This is a genomic window from Streptomyces sp. NPDC091387, assembly GCF_044756945.1.
In the GTDB taxonomy this organism is placed as follows: domain Bacteria; phylum Actinomycetota; class Actinomycetes; order Streptomycetales; family Streptomycetaceae; genus Streptomyces.
On sequence record NZ_JBIVTZ010000019.1, the window covers coordinates 89,183 to 113,115 of the forward strand.

The 23,933-nt window shown below is 72.4% G+C and carries 18 protein-coding genes; 17 read left to right on the forward strand and 1 reads right to left on the reverse strand.

Features of this window, described 5'->3' with window-relative positions; all coding sequences use genetic code 11:
• The first annotated feature begins 71 nt into the window (after window positions 1-71).
• From ACIQM0_RS32215 to ACIQM0_RS32235, 5 genes are all read left to right on the forward strand, one after another.
• Window positions 72-665 carry a sigma-70 family RNA polymerase sigma factor gene (locus ACIQM0_RS32215; RefSeq protein ID WP_363030630.1) on the forward strand — a complete coding sequence of 198 codons (594 nt, stop codon included), beginning with the start codon at window positions 72-74 and terminating at the stop codon, window positions 663-665.
• Window positions 662-1,489 (forward strand): zf-HC2 domain-containing protein, encoded by an 828-nt coding sequence (locus tag ACIQM0_RS32220; protein ID WP_401293524.1) that lies wholly within the window; start codon window positions 662-664, stop codon window positions 1,487-1,489. The genes ACIQM0_RS32215 and ACIQM0_RS32220 overlap by 4 nt, the downstream gene beginning before the upstream one ends.
• Before the next feature lie 214 nt (window positions 1,490-1,703).
• Window positions 1,704-4,010 carry a HelD family protein gene (locus tag ACIQM0_RS32225; RefSeq protein ID WP_401293605.1) on the forward strand — a complete coding sequence of 769 codons (2,307 nt, stop codon included), beginning with the start codon at window positions 1,704-1,706 and terminating at the stop codon, window positions 4,008-4,010.
• A 472-nt stretch (window positions 4,011-4,482) separates the two neighbouring features.
• Complete coding sequence (locus tag ACIQM0_RS32230; RefSeq protein ID WP_363030633.1) at window positions 4,483-5,916, forward strand: NAD-dependent malic enzyme; 1,434 nt, start codon at window positions 4,483-4,485, stop codon at window positions 5,914-5,916.
• A 341-nt stretch (window positions 5,917-6,257) separates the two neighbouring features.
• A complete protein-coding gene (locus tag ACIQM0_RS32235) occupies window positions 6,258-6,539 on the forward strand; it encodes an HU family DNA-binding protein (protein WP_003968811.1) in 282 nt (93 codons plus the stop codon).
• A 420-nt stretch (window positions 6,540-6,959) separates the two neighbouring features.
• On the opposite strand, the gene murA is transcribed toward ACIQM0_RS32235, so the two are convergent.
• The gene (gene murA, locus ACIQM0_RS32240; RefSeq protein ID WP_327337128.1) at window positions 6,960-8,300 is read right to left on the reverse strand and encodes a UDP-N-acetylglucosamine 1-carboxyvinyltransferase; all 1,341 of its coding nucleotides are present in this window, start codon (window positions 8,298-8,300) and stop codon (window positions 6,960-6,962) included.
• A gap of 274 nt (window positions 8,301-8,574) precedes the next feature.
• On the opposite strand from murA, the gene ACIQM0_RS32245 reads away from it, so the two are divergent.
• The 12 genes from ACIQM0_RS32245 to ACIQM0_RS32300 all read left to right on the forward strand — a co-directional run bounded on the left by ACIQM0_RS32245 (window position 8,575) and on the right by ACIQM0_RS32300 (window position 23,827).
• Entirely contained in the window at window positions 8,575-9,135 is a 561-nt protein-coding gene (locus tag ACIQM0_RS32245) for a YqgE/AlgH family protein (protein WP_385041935.1), read from the forward strand.
• 30 nt (window positions 9,136-9,165) lie between these two features.
• Entirely contained in the window at window positions 9,166-9,459 is a 294-nt protein-coding gene (locus tag ACIQM0_RS32250) for a DUF3039 domain-containing protein (RefSeq protein WP_073723799.1), read from the forward strand.
• A 229-nt stretch (window positions 9,460-9,688) separates the two neighbouring features.
• Window positions 9,689-10,993, forward strand: a complete 1,305-nt coding sequence (locus tag ACIQM0_RS32255; RefSeq protein WP_401293527.1) for an extracellular solute-binding protein — start codon at window positions 9,689-9,691, stop codon at window positions 10,991-10,993.
• 2 nt (window positions 10,994-10,995) lie between these two features.
• Window positions 10,996-11,970: a carbohydrate ABC transporter permease gene (locus tag ACIQM0_RS32260; protein ID WP_401293529.1), complete on the forward strand. Its 975-nt coding sequence runs from the start codon at window positions 10,996-10,998 to the stop codon at window positions 11,968-11,970.
• Window positions 11,967-12,815 (forward strand): carbohydrate ABC transporter permease, encoded by an 849-nt coding sequence (locus tag ACIQM0_RS32265; protein ID WP_401293530.1) that lies wholly within the window; start codon window positions 11,967-11,969, stop codon window positions 12,813-12,815. Before ACIQM0_RS32260 ends, ACIQM0_RS32265 begins: the two co-directional genes overlap by 4 nt.
• Window position 12,816: 1 nt before the next feature.
• Window positions 12,817-14,460, forward strand: coding sequence for a beta-N-acetylhexosaminidase (locus tag ACIQM0_RS32270; RefSeq protein WP_401293533.1), 1,644 nt, complete (start codon window positions 12,817-12,819; stop codon window positions 14,458-14,460).
• Between the two features lie 339 nt (window positions 14,461-14,799).
• Window positions 14,800-15,696, forward strand: a complete 897-nt coding sequence (locus ACIQM0_RS32275) for a xanthine dehydrogenase family protein subunit M (protein WP_073738181.1) — start codon at window positions 14,800-14,802, stop codon at window positions 15,694-15,696.
• The gene (locus tag ACIQM0_RS32280; protein ID WP_401293536.1) at window positions 15,693-17,381 is read left to right on the forward strand and encodes a 2Fe-2S iron-sulfur cluster-binding protein; all 1,689 of its coding nucleotides are present in this window, start codon (window positions 15,693-15,695) and stop codon (window positions 17,379-17,381) included. The genes ACIQM0_RS32275 and ACIQM0_RS32280 overlap by 4 nt, the downstream gene beginning before the upstream one ends.
• The gene (locus tag ACIQM0_RS32285) at window positions 17,378-19,723 is read left to right on the forward strand and encodes a xanthine dehydrogenase family protein molybdopterin-binding subunit (protein WP_401293539.1); all 2,346 of its coding nucleotides are present in this window, start codon (window positions 17,378-17,380) and stop codon (window positions 19,721-19,723) included. The genes ACIQM0_RS32280 and ACIQM0_RS32285 overlap by 4 nt, the downstream gene beginning before the upstream one ends.
• A 64-nt stretch (window positions 19,724-19,787) precedes the next feature.
• The gene (locus ACIQM0_RS32290) at window positions 19,788-21,434 is read left to right on the forward strand and encodes a PucR family transcriptional regulator (protein ID WP_401293542.1); all 1,647 of its coding nucleotides are present in this window, start codon (window positions 19,788-19,790) and stop codon (window positions 21,432-21,434) included.
• 183 nt (window positions 21,435-21,617) lie between these two features.
• The gene (locus ACIQM0_RS32295) at window positions 21,618-22,997 is read left to right on the forward strand and encodes a diaminopimelate decarboxylase (protein WP_401293545.1); all 1,380 of its coding nucleotides are present in this window, start codon (window positions 21,618-21,620) and stop codon (window positions 22,995-22,997) included.
• The gene (locus tag ACIQM0_RS32300) at window positions 22,994-23,827 is read left to right on the forward strand and encodes a M55 family metallopeptidase (RefSeq protein ID WP_401293547.1); all 834 of its coding nucleotides are present in this window, start codon (window positions 22,994-22,996) and stop codon (window positions 23,825-23,827) included. The genes ACIQM0_RS32295 and ACIQM0_RS32300 overlap by 4 nt, the downstream gene beginning before the upstream one ends.
• Window positions 23,828-23,933 lie beyond the last annotated feature (106 nt).

Genomic DNA, 23,933 nt, shown 5'->3' on the forward strand with positions numbered 1-23,933 from the left:
CCCGGACTGAGTGGATCGGCCCGCATCCCCGTACCGATGGTCAAGGAGCTCGACAGGGTCTCGACCGGGAGGTGCGGGTGCGCGAGGATGCCGCCGTGGCCGATGACCGTCCGCGCGGGGCCCGGCAGCGCGGTGAGCCGCCGCCGTCCCCCTCCGCCGTTCCCGACGAGGAGCTGATGCGGGCGCTCTACCGCGAGCACGCCGGACCGCTGATCGCCTACGTGCTCCGCCTCGTCGCCGGTGACCGGCAGCGCGCGGAGGACGTGGTGCAGGAGACGCTCATCCGGGCCTGGAAGAACGCCGGCTCACTGGGCGGCGCGACCGGTTCCGTCCGGCCCTGGCTGGTGACGGTGGCCCGGCGCATCGTCATCGACGGCCACCGCAGCCGCCGGTCCCGGCCGCACGAGGTCGAGCCGTCACCGCTGGAGGTCATTCCCGCCAAGGACGAGATCGACAGGGCGCTGTGGCTGATGACGCTCTCGGAGGCCCTCGGCGACCTGACCCCCGCCCACCGGGAAGCGCTGGTCGAGACCTACTTCAGGGGCCGCACGGTCGACGAGGCGGCCGAGGCGCTCGGCATCCCCAGCGGCACGGTGCGGTCGCGGGTCTTCTACGCACTGCGCTCGATGAAGCTCGTACTCGAGGAGAGGGGGATCACGGCATGAGCGACGACGAGGGGGAGCCCTCCGGGCGCCGCCCGGCAGACCCCTCCCGCGACCCCGCCGGACCTACCGGACCTTCCGGCCCCGGCGAGGGGGCCGGGCACGATGCCGTGGGCGCGTACGCCCTGGGGATCCTGGACGACGCGGAGGCCACCGCCTTCGAGGCGCACCTGGCCGGCTGCGCCCGCTGCGGCGAGCGTCTCGACGAGTTCGCCGGCCTGGAGCCGCTGCTCGCGCTGCTCGCCGAGTCACCGACCGGGGTGCCCGGCGCCCGCACGCCCCCGCCACGGATGCTCGGGGAACTGGTCGACGAGGTCGTGGCCGGGCGGGCCCGGCGCACCCGGCGGGGCAGATATCTGATCGCGGCGGCAGCGGCCCTGATCATCGGCGGCCCGCTGCTCGCCGTGACGGCCACCGGCGGCGACCGGCCCCCGGCGCGGGCGACGGACCCGCGGCCCGCCGGACCGGCCGGGGACGCCCACTTCCGCGACCTGACGGAGAAGGTACGGGCCACCGACCCCGTCACCGGGGTCGACGCCACGATCGGCATGGGGCCGAAGGCCTGGGGCACCGACACGGTGCTGGAGCTGAAGAACGTGACGGGCCCGCGGAAGTGCCGGCTGGTCGCCGTCTCCAGGACGGGCGAGGAGGAGGTCGTCACGTCCTGGTCCGTACCGAAGTGGGGCTACGGCATCGAGGGCTCCACGTACCCCGGCGCCGCGTACCCGCTCTACGTCCGCGGCGGGGCGGCGATGGCCCGGAGCGACATCGACCACTTCGAGGTGCGTACGTTCGACGGGAAACGGCTGGTGAGAGTCGGCGGGTAGGTGCTCCGGCCCGGCCCGCCGGGTCCGGGGACGGGCCGCTGTTCCGGCCGGCGAGATCACATGCTCGTGGCAGGTGCGCGACGGGCCCCGCGTCGCATAGGGTTGACGGCTGCCCAATGCACGTCAGAAGGGGGTCTCAGTGGCCGCGCAGGATGCCGCTGTCGATTCGTTGCGGGACCGGGAAATCGGTGTCGAGCAGGAACATCTCGACCATGTGTACCGCCGCCTCGAGGAGAAGATCCACGAGGCGGAATTTCTCATGACTGATGCCGTGAAACGCGGCCAGGTCGGGACACCGGGGGCGCTCGCCGAGCGCGACGCCCAGGTGTTCCGGGCCGGAGTCCACCTCAACCGGCTGAACAGCGAGTTCGAGGACTTCCTCTTCGGAAGGATCGACCTGCTGCTCGGCAAGGACGGCGAGCGCGGCCCCGACGGCGCGTTCACCTCCGTGGAGCCGGCCGACGACGCAGTACGGAAGGACAGCACCGCCGACATCGCGGAGACACTGCACATCGGCCGGATCGGGGTCCTCGACTCCGACTACGCGCCCCTGGTCATCGACTGGCGGGCGCCGGCCGCCGCGCCCTTCTACCGGTCGACGCCGAAGGAACCGGGCAGGGTGGTACGCCGCCGGGTCATCCGCTCCAAGGGCCGCAGGGTCCTCGGGGTCGAGGACGACCTGATGCGTCCCGAGCTGACCGCCTACCTGGGGGGCGAGAAGCTCCCCGTCATCGGGGACGGAGCGCTGATGGCGGCGCTCGGGCAGGCCCGCAGCCACACCATGCGGGACATCGTCTCCTCCATCCAGGCCGAGCAGGACCTGGTGATCCGGGCGCCCGCCGCCTCGGTCACCGAGGTCTCCGGCGGTCCCGGCACCGGCAAGACCGCGGTCGCCCTGCACCGTGCCGCGTACCTGCTCTACCAGGACCGGCGGCGGTACGCGGGCGGCATCCTCGTCGTCTCGCCGACCCCGCTGCTGGTCGCGTACACCGAAGGGGTGCTGCCCTCGCTCGGTGAGGAGGGCCAGGTCGCGATCCGTGCGGTCGGCTCGCTGTCGGACGAGGCGGCGGGCACGGCGGGCGCCACCACCTACGACGAACCGGCCGTCGCCCGGATCAAGGGCTCGTCCCGGATCCTCCACGTGCTGCGCAAGGCGGCCCGCGGGGCGCTGGAACAGCCCATGGCCCGGCCGGCCGCCGGGGACGACGGCCAGCTGGCGTTCGGGGAGCCCGAGGAGGCCCCGCGGGAGGCCGCCACGCCCACCAGGCTGCGGGTGGTGGCCTTCGGCGCCCGCGTCGAGCTGAACGAGGACGAGCTCCGGCGCATCCGGAACAACGTCCTCAGCGGTACCGCACCGGTCAACCTGCTGCGCCCGCGCGCCCGCAAACTGCTGCTGGACGCGCTGTGGAGCAGGTCGTCCGGCCGGGGCCGCTACACCGATCAGGAGCTGGCCGCCGAACTGCGCTCGTCGTTCGACGAGGACGTCTCCACCGAGACGCCGTTCATCCAGTTCCTGAACGCCTGGTGGCCCGAGCTCACCCCGCGCGGGGTGCTCGCCGCGATGGCCGACGAGAAGCGGCTCGCCCGGTGGGCGCGCCGGATCCTCAACCAGGGCGAGGTGCGCCGGCTCGCACGCTCCCTGAAGCGCCTCGACAGCGCGGGGCAGGGGCCGCTGTCCGTCCACGACGTGGCGATGCTGGACGAGTTGCAGCACCTGATCGGCACCCCGAACCGGCCGAAGCGCACACGCGAGTTCGACCCGCTGGGCCACCTCACCGGTCTGGAGGAGCTGATGCCGCAGCGGGAGGAGACGCAGTGGGAGCGGGCCGAACGGCTCGCGGCGGAGCGCACGGAGTACGCGCACGTCATCGTCGACGAGGCGCAGGACCTCACGCCCATGCAGTGGCGGATGGTCGGCCGCCGCGGCCGGCACGCCACCTGGACGATCGTCGGGGACGCGGCGCAGTCCTCCTGGTCCGACCCGGACGAGGCGGCCGCGGCGCGCGACGAGGCGCTCGGCAACCGCCCGCGCCGCCGGTTCACCCTGACCGTCAACTACCGCAACCCGGCGGAGATCGCCGAACTCGCCGCCAAGGTCCTCGCGCTCGCGATGCCCGGCATGGAGTCACCGGCGGCCGTCCGGTCCACGGGCGTCCGGCCGCGCTTCGAGACCGTACGGGACGGCGATCTGGCCGCGACCGTGCGTGAGGAGGCGCGGCGGCTGCTCGGTGAGGTGGACGGCACGGTCGGTGTCGTCGTCGCGATGAACCGGCGGGCCCAGGCCCGCAAGTGGCTCGCGGAGCTCGGCGAACGGGTGGTCGCGCTGGGCAGCCTGGAGGCGAAGGGCCTGGAGTACGACGCCACGGTGGTCGTCTCGCCCGCGGAGATCGCGGACGAGTCCCCGGCGGGGCTGCGGGTGCTGTACGTCGCGTTGACTCGGGCCACGCAGCAGCTCACGGTCGTGTCGGGGGAGCGGGACCTGCCCGACGAGGACGGGGTGCCGGACCTGCTGAGGGACTGACGCCCGCCGCCGGGGCCGCGGGCCGAGGAGCCTTTTCGGGGTCAACACGCGCTGCGGGAATCACTTCTCCGGGGTGTTTGTTAGCCTGGAGTCGGCATCGGCTCGATCCAAGCCCCCGGGCCCAACCTTAGTCGCTTCGAGCGACCACTTGCCGCGAGGCGAGCATGGCGGGCCGGTGCCGCTCAACCGCAGAAGACAGACCCGCGCCACCTCCCGGTGGCGCGGGTCTGTTTCTGTTTCACGGGCCCGGACGCGGCCCCGGAAGCGGCGGGGTGCAGGGTGAGATGTGAGCCCGTCGGGGGTTCCGCTGGAGCCCCCATATCTCGTATGGTGGAAAACACTTTCCGAAGTGTGGCAGTCATTACCGGCTACCCACCGGTAGGTGCGAATATCTGAATGCGTGTGCGGGCCTGTTCTCGTTGACGGACCCGGCCGCGTAGCAATGAAGCTAAGGAAAGCGAAGGACTCGGCCATGGCAACGGCGCCCAGCGTCTCGTACTCGATGACGGTCAGGCTGGAGGTGCCCGCGAGCGGCACAGCGGTCTCCCAGCTCACCACGGCCGTGGAGTCCTCCGGTGGTTCGGTCACCGGCCTCGACGTGACCGCCTCCGGCCACGACAAGCTTCGGATCGACGTCACGATCGCGGCCTCCTCCACGTCGCACGCCGACGAGATCGTCGAAGGCCTGCGCGACATCGAGGGCGTCGTCCTCGGCAAGGTGTCCGACCGTACGTTCCTGATGCACCTCGGCGGCAAGATCGAGATGCAGTCGAAGCACCCCATCCGCAACCGTGACGACCTCTCGATGATCTACACCCCCGGTGTGGCCCGGGTCTGCATGGCGATCGCCGAGAACCCCGAGGACGCCCGCCGCCTCACCATCAAGCGCAACTCCGTCGCAGTCGTGACGGACGGTTCCGCGGTGCTCGGCCTCGGCAACATCGGCCCGATGGCCGCCCTCCCGGTGATGGAGGGCAAGGCGGCCCTCTTCAAGCGGTTCGCCGGCATCGACGCCTGGCCGATCTGCCTGGACACCCAGAACACCGACGAGATCGTCGCGATCGTCAAGGCGATCGCACCGGGCTTCGCGGGCATCAACCTGGAGGACATCTCCGCGCCGCGCTGCTTCGAGATCGAGGCCCGGCTGCGCGAGGCCCTGGACATCCCCGTCTTCCACGACGACCAGCACGGCACCGCCATCGTCGTCCTGGCCTCGCTGACCAACGCGCTGCGCGTGGTGGGCAAGGCCATCGGGGACGTGCGGGTCGTCATGTCCGGAGCCGGGGCGGCCGGTACGGCCATCCTGAAGCTCCTCATCGCCGCGGGCGTCAAGCACGCGGTCGTCGCCGACATCCACGGCGTGGTGCACTCGGGCCGCGAGGACCTCGTCTCCGCCGCGCCCGACTCGCCGCTGCGCTGGATCGCCGACAACACCAACCCGGAGTCCGTCACCGGCACCCTCAAGCAGGCTGTCGTGGGCGCCGACGTCTTCATCGGCGTCTCGGCCCCGAACGTGCTGGACGGGACCGATGTCGCGGCCATGGCGGACGGTGCGATCGTGTTCGCGCTCGCGAACCCGGACCCCGAGGTCGACCCCGCGGTCGCCCGCGAGACGGCGGCGGTCGTGGCCACCGGCCGCTCCGACTTCCCCAACCAGATCAACAACGTCCTGGTCTTCCCCGGAGTCTTCCGCGGACTCCTGGACGCCCAGTCCCGGACCGTCAACACGGAGATGATGCTCGCCGCCGCGCACGCCCTCGCCGATGTCGTCGCCGAGGACGAGGTGAACGCGAACTACATCATCCCGTCGGTCTTCAACGACAAGGTCGCGGGAGCGGTCGCCGGAGCGGTCCGGGACGCCGCCAAGGCGGCCGGCGCGGCTGTGACGGGTCCCACGTCCGTCTGATGTCCGGCGCGTCGCGGGTCGCGGCGCCCCAAACGCCCCTTTAGGGTGAGCGGGCGATGCGTCCCGCGGAGCCCCGCACCCGCTGCGGACCGTTTCCGGGGAGTCGACGGAACGTCACCACGACGAGGCAGTGGCGCTTTTCGTGTGACTCCGGAGGGTGCCGGATTGGCTTTCCCGCCGCAGGTGGGGGCAGGATGCTTTCCCAAGGACTTCGTCCGGGGGAGACCCCACGGGGCGCGAGGGTTCTCACACGGACCCGAGTCCGGGGACTGTCCGAGGGCCCTGGCAGCATCGGCTTCGATCTCACGCCTCACAGGCAAGAAGAACACGGGAGTAACAAAATGAACCGCAGTGAGCTGGTGGCCGCCCTGGCCGACCGCGCCGAGGTGACTCGCAAGGACGCCGACGCCGTGCTGGCCGCGCTCGCCGAGACCGTCGGTGAGATCGTCGCCAAGGGCGACGAGAAGGTCACCATCCCCGGTTTCCTGACCTTCGAGCGCACCCACCGTGCCGCTCGGACCGCGCGTAACCCGCAGACCGGCGACCCGATCAACATCCCCGCCGGCTACAGCGTGAAGGTCTCCGCGGGCTCGAAGCTCAAGGAAGCCGCCAAGGGTAAGTAACACCCCCTGGCACCACGAAGGGCGGTCACCCCACCAAGGGTGGCCGCCCTTCGGCGTGCGGGCCGCAGAGGGGCCGTTCTGTGCCTTCCCGAGGCACACCGGCTGATTCCGGGCCACCGGCGTGGAGGACGACGCCCTGCATCGAGCCCCCGGCCGCGGCCAGGGGCCGTCGCTCGCTGACGTACCGGCATTCGGGGGAACCGTGTCCGGACACGCCACGCTGCGCATCCGGCGCCAGGACCGCACTGCGCCACCTGGCGATCGGGGCCGCCGCGTCACTCGTCTCGGGCCTGCGGCGGCAAGGGCGCCGTGAACAACTGCAAACGCCTCTGAGCATCGGCTCCCCGGACACATATCGGGGCCGGTTCCCGGAGGCGAGCGCCTCCGGGAACCGGCCCCGATATGTGTCAGGCCGGCGGATCAGACGAGTGAACCGCCCGGCAGCTCCACCTTCGCGCCGAGCTTCTCCAGCTTGTCCATGAAGTTCTCGTAGCCGCGGTTGATCAGGTCGATCCCGTGCACCCGGGACGTCCCCTGCGCCGCCAGAGCGGCGATCAGGTACGAGAAACCGCCGCGCAGGTCCGGGATGACCAGATCCGCGCCCTGGAGCTTCGTCGGCCCGGAGACGACCGCGGAGTGCAGGAAGTTGCGCTGCCCGAAGCGGCAGTCGGAGCCGCCCAGGCACTCGCGGTAGAGCTGGATGTGCGCACCCATCTGGTTGAGCGCAGAGGTGAAGCCCAGCCGGGACTCGTACACCGTCTCGTGGACGATCGACAGGCCCGCGGCCTGCGTCAGCGCCACGACCAGCGGCTGCTGCCAGTCGGTCTGGAAGCCGGGGTGCACGTCCGTCTCCAGCGCGATGGCGTTCAGCGCGCCGCCCGGGTGCCAGAAGCGGATGCCCTCGTCGTCGATCTCGAAGGCGCCGCCGACCCGGCGGAAGGTGTTCAGGAACGTCATCATCGAGCGCTGCTGCGCCCCGTGGACGTAGATGTTGCCCTCGGTCGCCAGCGCCGCGGACGCCCAGGAGGCGGCCTCCAGGCGGTCCGGGATCGCGCGGTGCGTGTAGCCGTCGAGACGGTCGACACCGGTGATCCGGATCGTCCGGTCGGTGTCCAGGGAGATGATCGCGCCCATCTTCTGCAGTACGCAGATGAGGTCCTCGATCTCCGGCTCCACGGCCGCGTTGGACAGCTCGGTGACGCCCTCGGCGAGCACGGCCGTCAGCAGCACCTGCTCGGTGGAGCCCACCGACGGGTACGGCAGCCGGATCTTGGTGCCGCGCAGCCGCTGCGGGGCCTCCAGGTACTGGCCGTCCGCCCGCTTCTCGATCGTCGCGCCGAACTGGCGCAGCACGTCGAAGTGGAAGTCGATCGGCCGGCCGCCGATGTCGCAGCCGCCGAGCCCCGGGATGAACGCGTGGCCCAGCCGGTGCAGCAGCGGGCCGCAGAAGAGGATCGGGATGCGCGACGAGCCCGCGTGGGCGTCGATGTCGGCGACGTTCGCGCTCTCGACGTGCGTGGGGTCGAGGATCAGCTCGCCCGGTTCGTCACCCGGACGGACCGTCACGCCGTGCAGCTGGAGGAGCCCGCGGACCACCCGCACATCGCGGATGTCGGGCACGTTGCGGAGTCGGCTGGGCCCGCTGCCGAGCAGCGCGGCGACCATTGCCTTCGGCACCAGGTTCTTGGCGCCTCGGACGCGGATCTCGCCCTCCAGCGGGGTTCCGCCGTGGACAAGCAGGACATCGTCTGTGCCGGTCATGAATCTCGCGTTCCGGAGTGGTCGGGCGGGGGGCCAATCGAAAGGGTAATGGCCGTACGCCCCCCATCCGTAAGAAAGCGGGGGGTGTACGAACGTCATGAATCCGCCACAACACGCTCCGCGTCCTGGATCTTGCGGAGGGTTACCGTCCGGATGGGTGCCCGGACGTGCGCTCCTCGTGCCCCCGTGCGCCCTGAGCTGCGCTCGGGCACTCGGGGCGGCGACCGGGTGACTTGGCCCCCGCGGAAGCCGAAGATGCGGGATCATTTCTGGCATGACCGAGGTGTCCTCGCTCACAGGGCGGCTGCTCGTGGCCGCACCCGCCCTGGCGGACCCGAATTTCGACCGCGCGGTGGTGCTGCTCCTCGACCACGACGAGGAGGGCTCGCTCGGCGTGGTCCTGAACCGCCCGACCCCGGTCGGGGTCGTCGACATCCTGGCGTCCTGGGCCGGTCTGACCGGTGAACCCGACGTCGTCTTCCAGGGCGGCCCGGTCTCCCTCGACTCCGCGCTCGGCGTGGCGGTGATCCCCGGGGACGAGGGGCCGCTCGGCTGGCGCCGGGTGTACGGGGCGATCGGCCTGGTGGACCTGGAGGCGCCCCCCGAGCTGCTGGCCGCGGCCCTCGGCTCGCTGCGGATCTTCGCCGGCTACGCCGGCTGGGGGCCCGGACAGCTGGAGTCGGAACTCTCCGAGGGCGCCTGGTACGTCGTCGAGTCGGAGCCGGGGGATGTCTCCTCGCCGCGCCCGGAGAGCCTCTGGAGAGCCGTCCTGCGCCGTCAGCGCAGCGAACTGGCCATGGTCGCCACGTACCCGGACGACCCTTCGCTGAACTGATCCCCCGGGCTTTCAGTACGCTTGGCGGTTATGAGCACTCTTGAGCCCGATCGCGGGGCAGGTACGGGAACCCTCGTGGAGCCGACGCCACAGGTGTCGAACGGCGACGGCGACCACGAGCGCTACGCCCATTACGTCCAGAAGGACAAGATCATGGCGAGTGCCCTGGAGGGCACCCCCGTGGTGGCGCTGTGCGGCAAGGTCTGGGTGCCGGGGCGCGATCCCAAGAAGTACCCGGTGTGTCCCATGTGCAAGGAGATCTACGAGTCCATGGGCGCCGGCGGCGACAAGGACAAGGGCAAGGGCGGCAAGGACAAGAAGTAGTCCGCGGCAGCAGAACCGACCTGTCCGGGAGAACCCCCGGGGCACGCAGTCGCGTGCCCCGGGGGTTCTTCGCCGTTCCGGGCCCGCCGCGTCGCGCGGGCCGCGTCCGCGGGTCACAGAGTGGTTGAGACCACTTGTCGGCGACTTCGTCTAGACCTACCCTCCTGCAAGTTGTGCAGAACGAAACGCGCGTTGCGCATGTTGCAACGCCTACCGGTAGGGGTCCCGGATGAAGCTTTCTGCCCGAATTGCCGCCCCGGCTGCGGCGCTTGTGCTGGCGGGTCTCACCGCCACCGCCTGCGCGCCGCAGACCTCCGACACCGGCGCCAAGGGGGACGAGAAGACCGGCACGCTGCGTGTCTGGCTGTTCCAGGAAGTCGGCAACAAGCCCAAGGAGAAGGTCGTCGACGCCGCGGTCGCGGACTTCGCGAAGGCCCACAAGGGCGCGAAGGCCGAGATCGAGTACATCCCCGTCGAGACCCGCGCCCAGCGCGTCAAGGCCGCGTTCAACGACCCCGAGAGCGCCCCGGACCTCATCGAGTACGGCAACACCGACACCGCCGGCTATGTGAAGGACGGCGGACTGGCCGATGTCAGCCCCGAGTTCGGCGCCTGGGCGGACGCCAAGGACACCGACCCGACCGCCAAGCAGTCGGTCACCGTGGACGGCAAGGTCTACGGCGCCCCGCTCTTCGTCGGCGTCAGGGCGCTGTACTACCGCACCGACGTCTTCGCGGACCTGGGGATCGAGGTGCCCAAGTCCCAGGCGGAACTGATCTCCACCGCGAAGAAGATCCACAAGAAGAAGCCCGCCCTGTACGGACTCGCGGTCGGCGGCGCGTACACCTACGGCGCGATGCCGTTCATCTGGGCCAACGGCGGCGAACTGGCCGACGGGAGCGGAGCCTCGTACAAGGCGGCCATCAACAGCGCGAAGGCCCGCAAGGGCATCGCCGCCTACACCTCGCTCTTCGGCGACGCCAACTGCCCGGCCGCCAAGTGCGCCGCCATGGGCGGCAACGCGACCGTCACCGCCTTCGCCTCCGGCAAGGCCGCCATGGCCATCGGCGGCGACTTCAGCCACGCGGCCGTCGAGGCCGGCACGGTGAAGGGCACGTACGCGGTCGTGCCGCTGCCGGGCGTGGCCGAGAACTCCGTCGCCCCCGCGTTCGCGGGCGGCAACAACATCGGAGTACTGAAGAGCAGCAGGCACCGCACCCTCGCCGTCGACCTGATGAAGTCGCTGACCGGCAAGGAGACCCAGGCGAAGATGTTCGACGCGATGGGCTTCCTGCCGACGTACACGGACGTGCTGGCCGCGGCCGCGAAGAAGGAGCCCTTCGTCGAACCGTTCGTCAGGACACTCGGTGCGGGCGCCAAGTTCGTCCCGGCCTCGCCCGCCTGGGGCCAGATCGACTCCTCGATGATCCTGCCGACGATGTTCCAGGAGATCGTCAGCGGCCGTAAGGACGTGGCCGGCGCCTCGGACGACGCGGCGAAGAAGATGGACGCCGCGTTCGCCGACGCGGGCTGACGATGACGGCGAACAGCACGGCGTACACAACGCCCCGCACACCCGGAGCACGCCGGGACGCACCCCGCCCGCCCCGGCGCCGCCCCTCCGCCTCCCCGGCCCGGCGGTCCGGCTGGACCCCCTGGCTCTACCTGCTGCCCGCGCTCGTCCTCCTCGGCGGGCTGCTGGTCTACCCGATCTACCAGCTCGGCCTGATCTCCTTCCTGGAGTACACCCAGGCCCAGGTCAGCGGCGGTGAACCGGCCACCTTCCAGGGGTTCGGCAACTACGCGACGCTCTTCCACGACAGCCAGTTCTGGCAGGTGCTGCTGGCCACCGTGGTCTTCGCGGCGGTCTGCGTGCTGGCCACCCTGCTGGTCGGCTGCGCGCTGGCCGTCCTGCTGACCCGGGTGCGGGCCCTGCCGCGGCTCGCGCTGATGATGGCCGCGCTCGGCGCCTGGGCGACCCCCGCGATCACCGGGTCGACCGTCTGGGTCTTCCTCTTCGACGCCGACTTCGGGCCGGTCAACCGGGTGCTGGGGCTCGGCGACTTCTCCTGGACGTACGGGCGCTACAGCGCCTTCGCGCTGGTGCTCCTCGAAGTCCTGTGGTGCTCGTTCCCGTTCGTGATGGTCACCGTGTACGCGGGCATCCGGGCGATCCCCACCGAGGTGCTGGAGGCGGCGGCGCTGGACGGCGCCTCGCAGTGGCGGATCTGGCGGTCGGTCATGGCGCCGATGCTGCGGCCGATCCTGATCGTCGTCACCATCCAGTCGATCATCTGGGACTTCAAGGTCTTCACCCAGATCTACGTCATGACCAACGGCGGCGGCATCGCCGGCCAGAACCTGGTGCTCAACGTGTACGCCTACCAGAAGGCGTTCGCGTCCTCGCAGTACAGCCTCGGCTCGGCGATCGGCGTCGTGATGCTGGTGATCCTGCTGGCGGTCACGCTGGTCTATCTGCGCCTGGTGAGGCGCCAGGGGGAGGAACTGTGAGCCTGCCGTCCCTGTCGCGCGTCCGCCGGCCCGGCCGGCTCGCCGCCGAGGCCGCGGCCCTGCTGATCGCCGCCGCCGTGGCCTTCCCGCTGTACTGGATGGTGCTCTCGGCCCTCAAACCGGCCGGCGAGATCCAGTCCACGCACCCCAGGCCCTGGACGTTGTCGCCGTCCCTGGACTCCTTCCGCCGGGTCTTCCAGCAGCAGGACTTCGGGCGCTACTTCCTCAACAGCCTGCTCGTCGCCGGCACCGTCGTCATCGTGTCCGCGCTGATCGCCTTCCTGGCGGCGACGGCGGTGACCCGGTTCAGATTCCGCTTCCGCACCACGCTGCTGATCATGTTCCTGGTCGCGCAGATGGTGCCGGTCGAGGCACTGACGATCCCGCTGTTCTTCCTGATGCGGGACTTCGGCCAGCTGAACACACTCGGCTCGCTGATCCTGCCGCACCTCGCCTTCTCGCTGCCGTTCGCGATCTGGATGCTGCGCGGCTTCGTCAAGGCCGTCCCCGACGCACTGGAGGAGGCGGCGTACATCGACGGGGCGAGCCGGGCCCGCTTCCTGTGGCAGATCCTCTTCCCGCTGGTCTTCCCCGGACTGGTGGCGACCAGCGTCTTCTCGTTCATCTCGACCTGGAACGACTTCCTCTTCGCGAAGTCGTTCATCATCAGCGACACCTCCCAGTCGACGCTCCCGATGGCGCTGCTGGTCTTCTTCAAACCCGATGAGAACGACTGGGGCGGGATCATGGCAGCCTCGACGGTGATGACCGTTCCCGTGCTGGTCTTCTTCGTACTCGTACAGCGACGCCTGGTCTCGGGACTGGGCGGAGCGGTTAAGGACTGACGTGGTCACTCTGATCCCGGCGCCCCTGAGCGCCGAATACCTCACCGATGCGGCCGGCTTCGTTCTGGATCAGGACACCGTGGTCGACGCGCCATCGGGCACCGAGGGGGTCGCGCGGCTGCTGCGTGCCGCCCTGGGCGCCGCGACCGGGCTGCCGCTCGCACCGGGCCGGGGCGACACCGGGCGAGCGATCCGGCTGCGGATCGAACCCGGGGCCGCGGACGAACTGGGCCCCGAGGGCTACCTGCTCGCCGTGGACGCCGACGCCGTCACCCTGCGGGCCGCGGCCCCGGCCGGGCTGCACTGGGGCGTCCAGACGCTGCGCCAGCTGCTCGGGCCGGAGGCCTACCGGCAGGCGCCGGTGAACCCGGACCGGGTCTGGACCGTACCGAGCTGCACCATCCAGGACCGCCCGCGCTTCGGCTGGCGCGGCATGATGCTCGACGTGTCACGGCACTTCATGCCCAAGACCGACGTCCTGCGCTACCTCGACCTCCTCGCCGCCCACAAGCTGAACGTCTTCCACTTCCACCTCACCGACGACCAGGGCTGGCGCATCGAGATCAAGCGCTACCCGCGCCTGACCGAGGTCGGCTCCTGGCGCTCGCGCACGAAGCACGGCCACCGGGCCTCCGAGCTCTGGGACGACACCCCGCACGGCGGTTTCTACACGCAGGACGACATCCGCGAGATCGTGGCGTACGCCGCGGCCCGGCACATCCGTGTCGTCCCCGAGATCGACATCCCGGGCCACTCGCAGGCGACCATCACCGCCTACCCGGAACTCGGCAACACCGACGTCATCGACACCACCGCCCTCTCCGTCTGGGACGACTGGGGCGTCGCCCCGAACGTCCTCGCCCCCACCGAGAACACCCTGCGCTTCTTCGAGGGCGTCTTCGAGGAGGTCCTCGAACTCTTCCCCGCCGCCACCTCGCCGTTCGTCCACGTCGGCGGCGACGAGTGCCCCAAGGACCAGTGGAAGCAGTCACCGACGGCCCAGGCGCGCATCAAGGAGCTCGGCCTGGCCGACGAGGACGAGCTGCAGTCCTGGTTCATCCGGCACTTCGACCGCTGGCTCACCGCACGCGGCCGCCGCCTCATCGGCTGGGACGAGATCCTGGAGGGCGGGCTCGCCGAGGGGGCGGCCGTCTCCTCGTGGCGCGGCTACGGGGGCGGCATCGCCGCCGCGGAGGCCGGGCACGACGTCGTGATGTGCCCGGAGCAGCAGGTCTATCTGGACCACCGTCAGCACGGCGGCCCCGACGAGCCGATGCCGATCGGGTACGTCCGCACCCTGGAGGACGTGTACCGCTTCGAACCCGTTCCGCCGGGCCTCTCCGAGGAGGCGGCCCGGCACATCCTCGGCACCCAGGCCAACGTCTGGACCGAGGTCATGCAGAACCGGGCCCGCGTCGACTACCAGGTCTTCCCGCGCCTCGCCGCCTTCGCCGAGGTCGCCTGGTCGGCCCTGCCCGCCTCGCAGGACCGGGACTTCGCCGGCTTCGAGCGGCGGATGGCCGCGCACTACGCGCGGCTTGACGCGCTCGGCGTCGACTACCGGCCGCCGGGCGGTCCGCTGCCCCGGCAGCGGCGGCCCGGCATCCTGGGACGCCCGATCGAGGGAGCGCCCCCGCGCGTGTGAGCCCGCGTGAAGGGAGCGGTTCCGGCTGCCGCGGCAGCCGGAACCGCTCCCTTCCGTGCTGTTCCGGCACGGTTTCCCGTCCGTCCTCCCGCACTTTCCCGTGACTCTCCCGTGCAACGGAGTAAGTCGTACAAGCTCGCTGAATAGTGGCAATTCGCACTCCGCGCCGAAGAGGTGCGAATCGGGATCATTCCCCTGGCCAGGGACGGATACTCCCTTCGCGGACCCTCGCGTCGGGCCGGTCCGAAGATGTGCCAGAGTTGCCACGTCCAGGCTTTGAGCACGTACCGTACGGCGAAACAGACGGGACAGCCGGGACACCGGGAAGGGGCAGCTGGGTTGACCACGCAAGCACCGCAGGCGACGCAGTCCGTCACGCTGCCGGCCTCGCTGGACGAGGCAGTGGCGGCACTCGGCGCCATGCCTGCCGCCGTCCCCGTGGCGGGCGGCACGGACCTGATGTCGGCTGTCAACAAGGGCCTCCTGCGCCCCTCGGGGCTGGTCGGCCTCGGCCGGATCAGCGAACTCCGAGGCTGGCACTACCAGGACGGCCACGCCCTGCTCGGCGCCGGACTCACGCACGCCCGCATGGGGCGTCCCGACTTCGCCGCCCTCATCCCGGCCCTGGCCGCGTCCGCGCGCGCCGCGGGACCGCCCCAGATCCGCAACGCCGGAACGCTCGGCGGCAACATCGCCACCGCCGCCCCGACCGGCGACGCGCTGCCGGTCCTCGCCGCGCTGGAGGCCGAGCTCGTCATCGCGGGCCCCGGCGGCGCCCGGCGCGAGATCCCGGTCTCGCACCTGCTGGCGGGCCGCGAGATGCTGGAGCCCGCCGAACTGATCGGCTTCGTCCGCGTTCCGCTGCTGCACGCCCCGCAGGTCTTCCTCAAGGCGACGGGACGCACCGGCCCCGGCCGTGCCACCGCCTCCGTCGCGATCGTCCTCGACCCGGCCCGGCGCGGAGTGCGCTGCGCGGTCGGCGCCATCGCGCCGATGCCGCTGCGGCCGCTGGAGGCCGAACGCTGGATCGCCTCACTGATCGACTGGGACGGCGAACGGGGTCTGGCGCCCGACGCGCTGGCCGCGTTCGGCGAGTACGTCGCCGCCGCCTGCATCCCGGACGAGCCACCGCCCGCCGACGGGGGAGAGGCGCCACCGCTGTCCCCCGCCGTACTGCACCTGCGGCGCACCGTCGCCGCGCTGGCCCGACGCGCACTGGGGAGGGCACTGTCGTGAGCAACGAGGACCACACCGAACCGCACGGGGGATGGGAGCCGACCCCCCAGAGCGGCGAGTACGACGCGGACGCGACCGCCTTCGTCCACCTGCCGCCGGAGGACCTGGCGAACATCCCGCTGGCCGCACCCGGCCAGGGCTACGTGCCGCCGATGATCCTTCCGCTGACCCCGGCCGCCGGGACCGACCCGGCCGCCACCGGCAACTGGGCCGTCCGGACACCGGACCAGCAGGACCCCCGCACGGAGGCCGACCAGTCGGCCCCCGAGGCGGTGCACTGGCCCGACCCGAACCAGCAGCGGACGCCGTACGGATACCCGCAGACCCCGCAGACACAGACCCCGCACCAGCCGCCCGGGGAGCAGTACCCGGACCGGTACCGCGACAACCGCGCCGACACCGGCCAGTGGAGCTTCGCCGAGTCCGCCGAGCCCGCGGGGCACACCGGTCAGTGGCAGATCCCGGTCGCCGACGGCGATCTCCCGGAGGAGTCCGGCGAGTTCTCGGCCTCCGCGCTGGCCGCCGGCTGGTACGCGGACCGGACCCCGCCGGCCACCCTGCCCGGCGGCGCACCCGCGCCCTGGGCGACGCGGGAGCCGGAGCCCGCGCCCGGGGACGACACCCCGCCGCAGGGGACGGACCCCGGCACACCGGACGTGCCGCACGACACCGCGGACGGAGCCGGGGACGCCGACGCGCCGCCCCCGGAGCCGACCCCCGGCCCGCACGAGGCCGGGCACGAAACCGGCCACGAAGTCCCGCCCGCAGCAGCCCTCCAGGACGCACCGCACCCCGGCACGGAGCACCTCGGTACGGAGTACTCCGGCACAGCCGAACCGGCCGTCGAACCGGTCGTCGAAGCGGCACTTGACCCCGGGACGGCACCGGACACCGAGGCCACGGACACCGAGGCCACGGACACCGAGACGGCACCGGAAGCCGGGGCCGCGGAAGCCGACGTCCTGGACCCCGACGTCCTGGACCCCGACGTCCTGGACCCCGACTCCCTGGGCCCCGACGCCTCGGACCCGGGCGCCCCGGACCCGGACGCCGTCGAGGCCGCTCCGCTCGACCTGCCCAGCGAACACCCCTCCGCCTCCTACCTGCTGCACGTGAACGGCGCCGACCGCCCCGTCACCGACGCCTGGATCGGCGAGTCGCTGCTCTACGTGCTGCGCGAGCGCCTCGGCCTCGCCGGGGCCAAGGACGGCTGCTCGCAAGGCGAGTGCGGTGCCTGCAACGTCCAGGTGGACGGGCGTCTCGTCGCCTCCTGCCTGGTCCCCGCGGCCACCGCGGCGGGCAGCGAGGTCCGTACCGTCGAAGGACTGGCCGTCAACGGCGAGCCGTCCGACGTACAGCGGGCGCTGGCCGACTGCGGCGCCGTCCAGTGCGGCTTCTGCATCCCCGGAATGGCGATGACCGTCCACGACCTGCTGGAGGGCAACCACGCCCCCAGCGAGCTGGAGACCCGCCAGGCGCTCTGCGGCAACCTCTGCCGCTGTTCCGGCTACCGGGGCGTGCTCGACGCCGTGAACGAGGTCATCGCGGGCCGCGAGGCAGCCTCCGAGGCCGCCTCCGCACCCGTACCGGAATCCGCGGAACAGGACGAGGCCCGCATCCCGCACCAGGCGGCCCCCGGCGCGGGTAGTGTGCAGGCCCATCTGCAGGACGGAGGCATGGCGTGAGCAACGACGCAGCCCCCGCGGCCGGCGCGACCCACACGGCGATCAGCATCCCCTCACTGGACGGCCCCGACGGCCCCGGGACCGAGCAGCCACTGCTCGGCCTGGGCGCCTCGCTGCCCCCGGCCGACTCCCGCGCCAAGACCGAGGGCACCTTCCCCTACGCCGCCGACCTGTGGGCCGAGGGACTGCTCTGGGCGGCCGTGCTCCGCTCTCCGCACCCTCACGCCCGCATCCTGTCGATCGACACCTCGGCCGCGGCCGAGATGCCGGGCGTTCGCGCGGTCGTCACCCACGAGGACGTCCCCGGCGAGAGCTCCTACGGGCGCCGCGTCGTGGACCGCCCCGTCTTCGCCTCCGACCTGGTCCGCCACCACGGCGAGCCGATCGCCGCGGTCGCCGCCGACCACCCCGACACGGCCCGGCTCGCCGCCGCGGCCATCGCCGTCGAGTACGAGGTGCTGGAACCGGTCACCGACCCGGAGAAGGCCTTCGCCGCCGAACCGCTGCACCCCGACGGCAACCTGATCCGCCACATCCCGCTGCGCTACGGCGACCCGGAGGTCGTGGGCGAGGTCATCGTCGAGGGCCTGTACCGCATCGGCCGCCAGGACCCGGCGCCGATCGGTGCCGAGGCCGGGCTCGCCGTGCCCCGCCCCGACGGCGGCGTCGAGATCTACACCGCCTCCACCGACCCGCACACCGACCGCGACCTCGCCGCCGCCTGCTTCGGCCTGGAGCCGGACCGGGTGAAGGTCGTCGTCACCGGCGTCCCCGGCGCGACCGGCGACCGCGAGGACCCCGGATTCCAGCTCCCGCTGGGTCTGCTCGCCCTGCGCACCGGCTGCCCGGTCAAGCTGGCCGCCACCCGCGAGGAGTCCTTCCTCGGCCACGCGCACCGCCACCCCACCCTGCTGCGCTACCGCCACCACGCGGACGCCGAGGGCCGGCTGGTGAAGGTCGAGGCGCAGATCCTCCTCGACGCGGGCGCGTACGCCGACGCCTCCTCCGAGTCGCTGGCCGCCGCCGTCGCGTTCGCCTGCGGCCCCTACGTCGTCCCGCACGCCTTCATCGAGGGCTGGGCCGTCCGTACGAACAACCCGCCGTCCGGCCACGTCCGGGGCGAGGGCGCGATGCAGGTCTGCGCCGCCTACGAGGGCCAGATGGACAAGCTGGCCGCCAAGCTCGCCATCGACCCGGCCGAACTGCGGCTGCGCAACGCCCTGTCCACCGGCGACATCCTGCCCACCGGCCAGACCGTCACCTGCCCCGCCCCCGTCGCCGAACTCCTCGGTGCGGTACGGGACTTCCCGCTCCCCTCGCTCCCCAAGGACTCCCCGGAGGACGACTGGCTGCTCCCGGGCGGCCCGGAGGGCGCGGGCGAGCCCGGCGCGGTGCGGCGCGGGGTCGGATACGCGCTCGGCATGGTCCACATGCTCGGCGCCGAGGGCGCCGACGAGGTCTCCACGGCCACGGTCCGGGTCCACGACGGGGTCGCCACCGTCATCTGCGCCGCCGTCGAGACGGGCCAGGGCTTCTCGACACTGGCCCGCCAGGTCGTCCAGGAGACCCTGGGCATCGAGGAGGTCCACGTGGCCTCCGTCGACACCGACCAGCCCCCGGCGGGACCGGCCACGCACGGCCGTCACACCTGGGTCTCCGCCGGAGCGGTCGAACGCGCCGCGAAGATGGTCCGCACCCAGCTGCTCCAGCCGCTGGCCCACAAGTTCGGCATGTCCACCGAGCTGCTCCAGATCGCCGACGGCAAGATCACCTCGTACGACGGGGTGCTGTCCACGACCGTCATGGAGGCGATGGACGGCAAGGAGCTCTGGGCCACCGCCCAGTGCCGCCCGCACCCCACCGAGCCGCTCGACGAGTCCGGGCAGGGCGACGCCTTCGTGGGCCTCGCGTTCTGCGCGATCCGCGCGGTGGTGGACGTCGACATCGAGCTCGGCTCGGTCCGCGTCGTGGAGATGGCCGTCGCCCAGGACGTCGGCCGGGTCCTCAACCCGTCCCAGCTGGCGACCCGGATCGAGGCGGGCATCACCCAGGGCATCGGCACCGCCCTGACGGAGAACCTCCGCACCGCACGCGGTCTGATCCGGCACCCCGACCTGACGGGCTACGCCCTGCCGACCTCCCTCGACGCGCCGGACATCCGCATCGTCAAACTCGTCGAGGAACGCGATGTGGTGGCCCCCTTCGGCGCCAAGCCGGCTTCCGCGGCCCCCGTGGTGACGTCCCCGGCCGCCGTGGCCGCCGCGGTCCGCTCGGCCACCGGCCGCCCGGTCAACCGGCTCCCGATCCGGCCCCAGGCAGCGGTCGCGGCGCCCAAGTCCTGATCCGGTCCCCCGTGCGTGACGGGGGACATGGCAGTCCGCGGCGTCATGCGGCGAGTATGGGCGGATGCACCTCTCCGGAACGGACGGCCCCGACCACGGCCCCACGCTCGCGCAGCTCCTCGCGCTGATCGCCGCCGGGACACTCGACGTGGTCGTGGCACCCCTCGGCACCGGCGTGCCCGTGTCCGACGTGGTGCTGCACGACCCGGGCGAGGAGCGGGACGAGGAGGTCTGGGCGGCCACCGGGCTGGTGCTGCTCGCCGTCGGTGTGGAAGTCGCCTCGCCCGACGCGGTCGACGTGCTGCGCGCCGCCGACCGGGCCGGCGCGGCGGCCGTGGTGATGCGGCGCGGCGTCCGGGGGCCGGGGACGGCGCTGCTGGAGGCGGCGGAGCGGGGGCGTACGGCGTTGCTGACCCGGCGGCCAGGACAGGGCTGGACCGAGGTGCTCGGCGGGCTGCGGACCGCGTTGGTGCACAGCGTCGCGGACGGGGCCGGGGGCGCGGGCAGGGTCGACGGGCTGCGGCTGGGAGATCTGTCGGGCCTGGCCAACACCGTGGCGGACCTGGTCGGCGGCGCGATCACGATCGAGGACCCGCAGTCGCGGGTGCTGGCGTACTCGCGCATGGACCACGAGCCCGATCCGATGCGCAGGCTCACCATCCTCGGCCAGGAGGTGCCGCGCTGGCGGGTCGTCGAACTGCGGGAGAGCGGCTTCTTCCAGACCCTGTGGAACACCGACGACGTGGTGCGGCGCCCCGCCGACGACCGGTACGCCGAACGGCTGGCCGTCGCGGTGCGGCACGGATCCGAAGTGCTCGGCTCGATCTGGGCCGCCGCCGACGGGCGCCCGCTGGCCGAGGACGCGGTGGCGGCGCTGCGGACGGCGGGCCGCGCGGCGGTCCCGCATCTGTCGCACCACCGGACGTGGGGCCGGGCCGCCACCCGGGCGCGCGAGGGAGCGGTGCACGCGCTCCTGGCAGGCAGCACCCAGGCGGCACACGACGTCGGGATCGTACGGGGCCGGCCGTACGCCGTGATGGTGGCGGAGGTGTACGAAGGCCGGGAGCCGGCGCCCGGGGACGTCGTGCAACGGGTGCTCGACGTCCTCGCGCTGCAGGCCGCCGCCTACCGCCCGGGGTGTGTGACCGCACGGTCGGGACAGCGGCTGTACACCCTGGTGCCGGCCGCGGACGGCGAGACGGACCCCGCCCGCACCCTGCTGGCGACGGCCCGCTCCGTACCCCGCGGCGTGGTCTTCGCCGGTGCCGGGCCCGTGGTGACGGACCTGGCGCGGCTGCCCGCCTCCCGTGAGGCCGCGGAGCTGGTGGTACGGGTGCTGGGGGAGCGGGCCGCGCGGCTGCCCGCCGCCGGGGCCGGTTCGGAGGTGGCCTCGTACGCGGAGGTGGCGGCCGAGGCCGCGGTGCTGCGGCTGCTCGACCGGGTGGAGCCGCTGTGGGGGACGCTGTCGGGGCCGGTGCACGCGATGCTGGAGCACGACCGGGCGCACGGCGCGCGGTACGGCGAATCGGTCGCCGGGTACCTCGACGCCTACGGCGACACGGCCGCCGCCGCGCGTCGCCTCAACGTGCACCCCAACACCCTGAGGTACCGGCTGCGCCGGGCCCGGGAGCTGTTCGGCGTGGACCTGGCCGACCCGGCCGTGCGGCTCCTGGCGGACGTCGGGCTGCGGCTGGGCCGGCGCGACGGCTGAGGACGCCGGGGGCGACGACGTACTCCATGATCGTTTAGTTGTGGGGCCGGACAGGCGATCCGGCCTGTCCTGGTCGTGGACGACGGAGACATGCCGGGCTCCGCGCACCGAAGCTGGGCACAACGGCCCGCGGCCCGATGGGCGCGGCGCACGAGCGGTCCATCACGTAGGAGTGTGGTTCAGGTGACATCCGGTCCGGCCCCCCAGCGCAAGCGCGCCCGAGAGGCGGCGCTCGCCCGTGCCGTCGAGGAGGGGCTGCTCGGCCCCGGCTCGCCCCTGGTCGGCCTGCTCGACGTCGACGGGGTGCTGGCCGCGGTGGACGCGCTGAACGAGGCGTTCGAGGGGCCGGCCACGGTCCACCACACGTTCGCGGCCAAGGCCTGCGGACTGGTGCCGGTGCTGCGGCTGCTCGCCGAGGCCGGCATGGGCTGCGAAGTCGCCTCGCCGGGCGAGCTGGAACAGGCCCTCGCCGCCGGCTTCAGCCCGGACCGGCTGGTCTTCGACAGCCCCGCGAAGACGGTCGAGGAGCTGGAGTTCGCTCTGGAGCACGGCATCGCGATCAACCTGGACAACTTCCAGGAGCTGGAGCGCGTCGACCGGCTGCTGGCCGGACGCGAGCCGGCCGGACCCATCGGCCTGCGGGTGAATCCGCAGGTCGGCGCCGGTGCCATCGGGGCGATGAGCACCGCGACCGCGACGTCCAAATTCGGTGTCGCGCTGCGCGACCCGGGAGCCGTGGACGCGGTGATCGACGCCTTCACCCGGCGGCCCTGGCTCAACCGCCTGCACGCGCACGTCGGCTCCCAGGGCTGCCCGCTGCCGCTGATCGCCCAGGGGGTCGGTGCCGCCTACGAGCTCGCGGAGCGGATCAACGAACAGCTGGGGCACGCCCGGATCACCGGCCTGGACATCGGTGGCGGCCTGCCCGTCAACTTCGAGAGCGAGGACGACCGCCCCACCTACGCCGACTACGTCGCCGAGCTGCGCGGCGCCGCTCCGGGGCTCTTCGACGGCCGCTACACCCTCGTCACCGAGTTCGGCCGCTCGCTGCTGGCGAAGAGCGGCACCATCGGTTCGGTCGTCGAGTACACCAAGTCCGCCGGCGGCCGGCGGATCGCGGTCACCCACGCCGGGGCCCAGGTGGCCACCCGCACCGTGTTCATGCCCGAGGCATGGCCCCTGCGCGTCGGCGTGTTCGACGCCGCGGGCCGCCCCAAGGAGGGGCCGCTCCAGGTCGTGGACATCGCGGGACCGTGCTGCTTCGCCGGGGACCTGACCGCGACCGCCCGCGAACTTCCGGCGGTCGACCCCGGGGACGTGGTGGCGCTGTACGACACAGGGGCGTATTACTTCTCTTCGCACTTCTCATACAATTCCCTGCCCAGACCGGCTGTGTACGGATATCGCATGGATGTCGCCGGGAAGGTCCGTCTCGCCCTGGTCCGTGAGGCCCAGAGCGTGCGCGAAGTCGTCGAGGAGAGCGGTCTCTCCCACGCGGACGCCCTCGTGGCGCTGTGCGCCGACGGTCCGGAGCAGGGAACGAACAAGGAGGTGGCGGGGTGAAGCGTGTTCTCATATCCGCCGACATGGAGGGGGCGACGGGCACTGTCTCCCCGGCGGACGTCGCAGCGGGGACACCGCGCTACGAACGCTTCCGCCGGCTGCTCACCCGGGACGTCAACGCCGCGGTCGCCGGGTTCGCCGACGCGGGCGCGGAAGAGATCGTCGTCAATGACGCCCACTGCGGCATGGACAACGTGCTCATCGAGGAACTCGACCCGCGTGCGGTCCTGATCGTCGGCCGCCACAAGCCGCTCGGCATGATGGAAGGGCTGGAGGAGGGCATCGACGCGGTGGCGTTCGTCGGCTACCACACGGGTGCCGGCGAACAGGGCGTCCTCGCGCACACCTATCTCTCCCACAGCATCCTCGGTGTCCGCATCGACGGCGAGCCGGCCGGCGAGGGGCACTTCAACGCCCTTGTCGCCGCCGAGGCGGGCGTCCCCGTCGTCCTGGTCACCGGTGACGACGTGACCTGCCGCGAAGCCGCCGGGTACGCGCCCGGCTGCCGGACCGTCACCGTGAAGAAGGCGATCTCCCGGCACGCGGCCGTCTGCCGCACCCCCGCCGTCACGGCGGCCGACATCCGCCGCGAGGCCGCGGCGGCCCTCTCGGCGCCCCCGCCCCGTCCCACCCCCCGCCCCGCACCGCACGTGGTGGAGGTCGACGTGGACAGCCCGCACCTCGCGGACCGCGCGAGCGCGCTCTCCGGGGTCGAACTGTCCGGCCCCCGGACCGTCCGCATGGAGACCCCCGACGCCATGACGGCGCTGCGCCGCTTCCGGGCGCTCAGCTGGGTGATCGGCGGCGGTCGCGAGGGCGACTGGACGTGAGAACACCGCGGCCGGGCCCGGAACAGGCCGCCCGGCCGCGCCGCTTCGACGGCGCGCCCCTGCCCCGAGGGGTGTCCCGCGCCCCCGTACGACGTTGTCCACGACT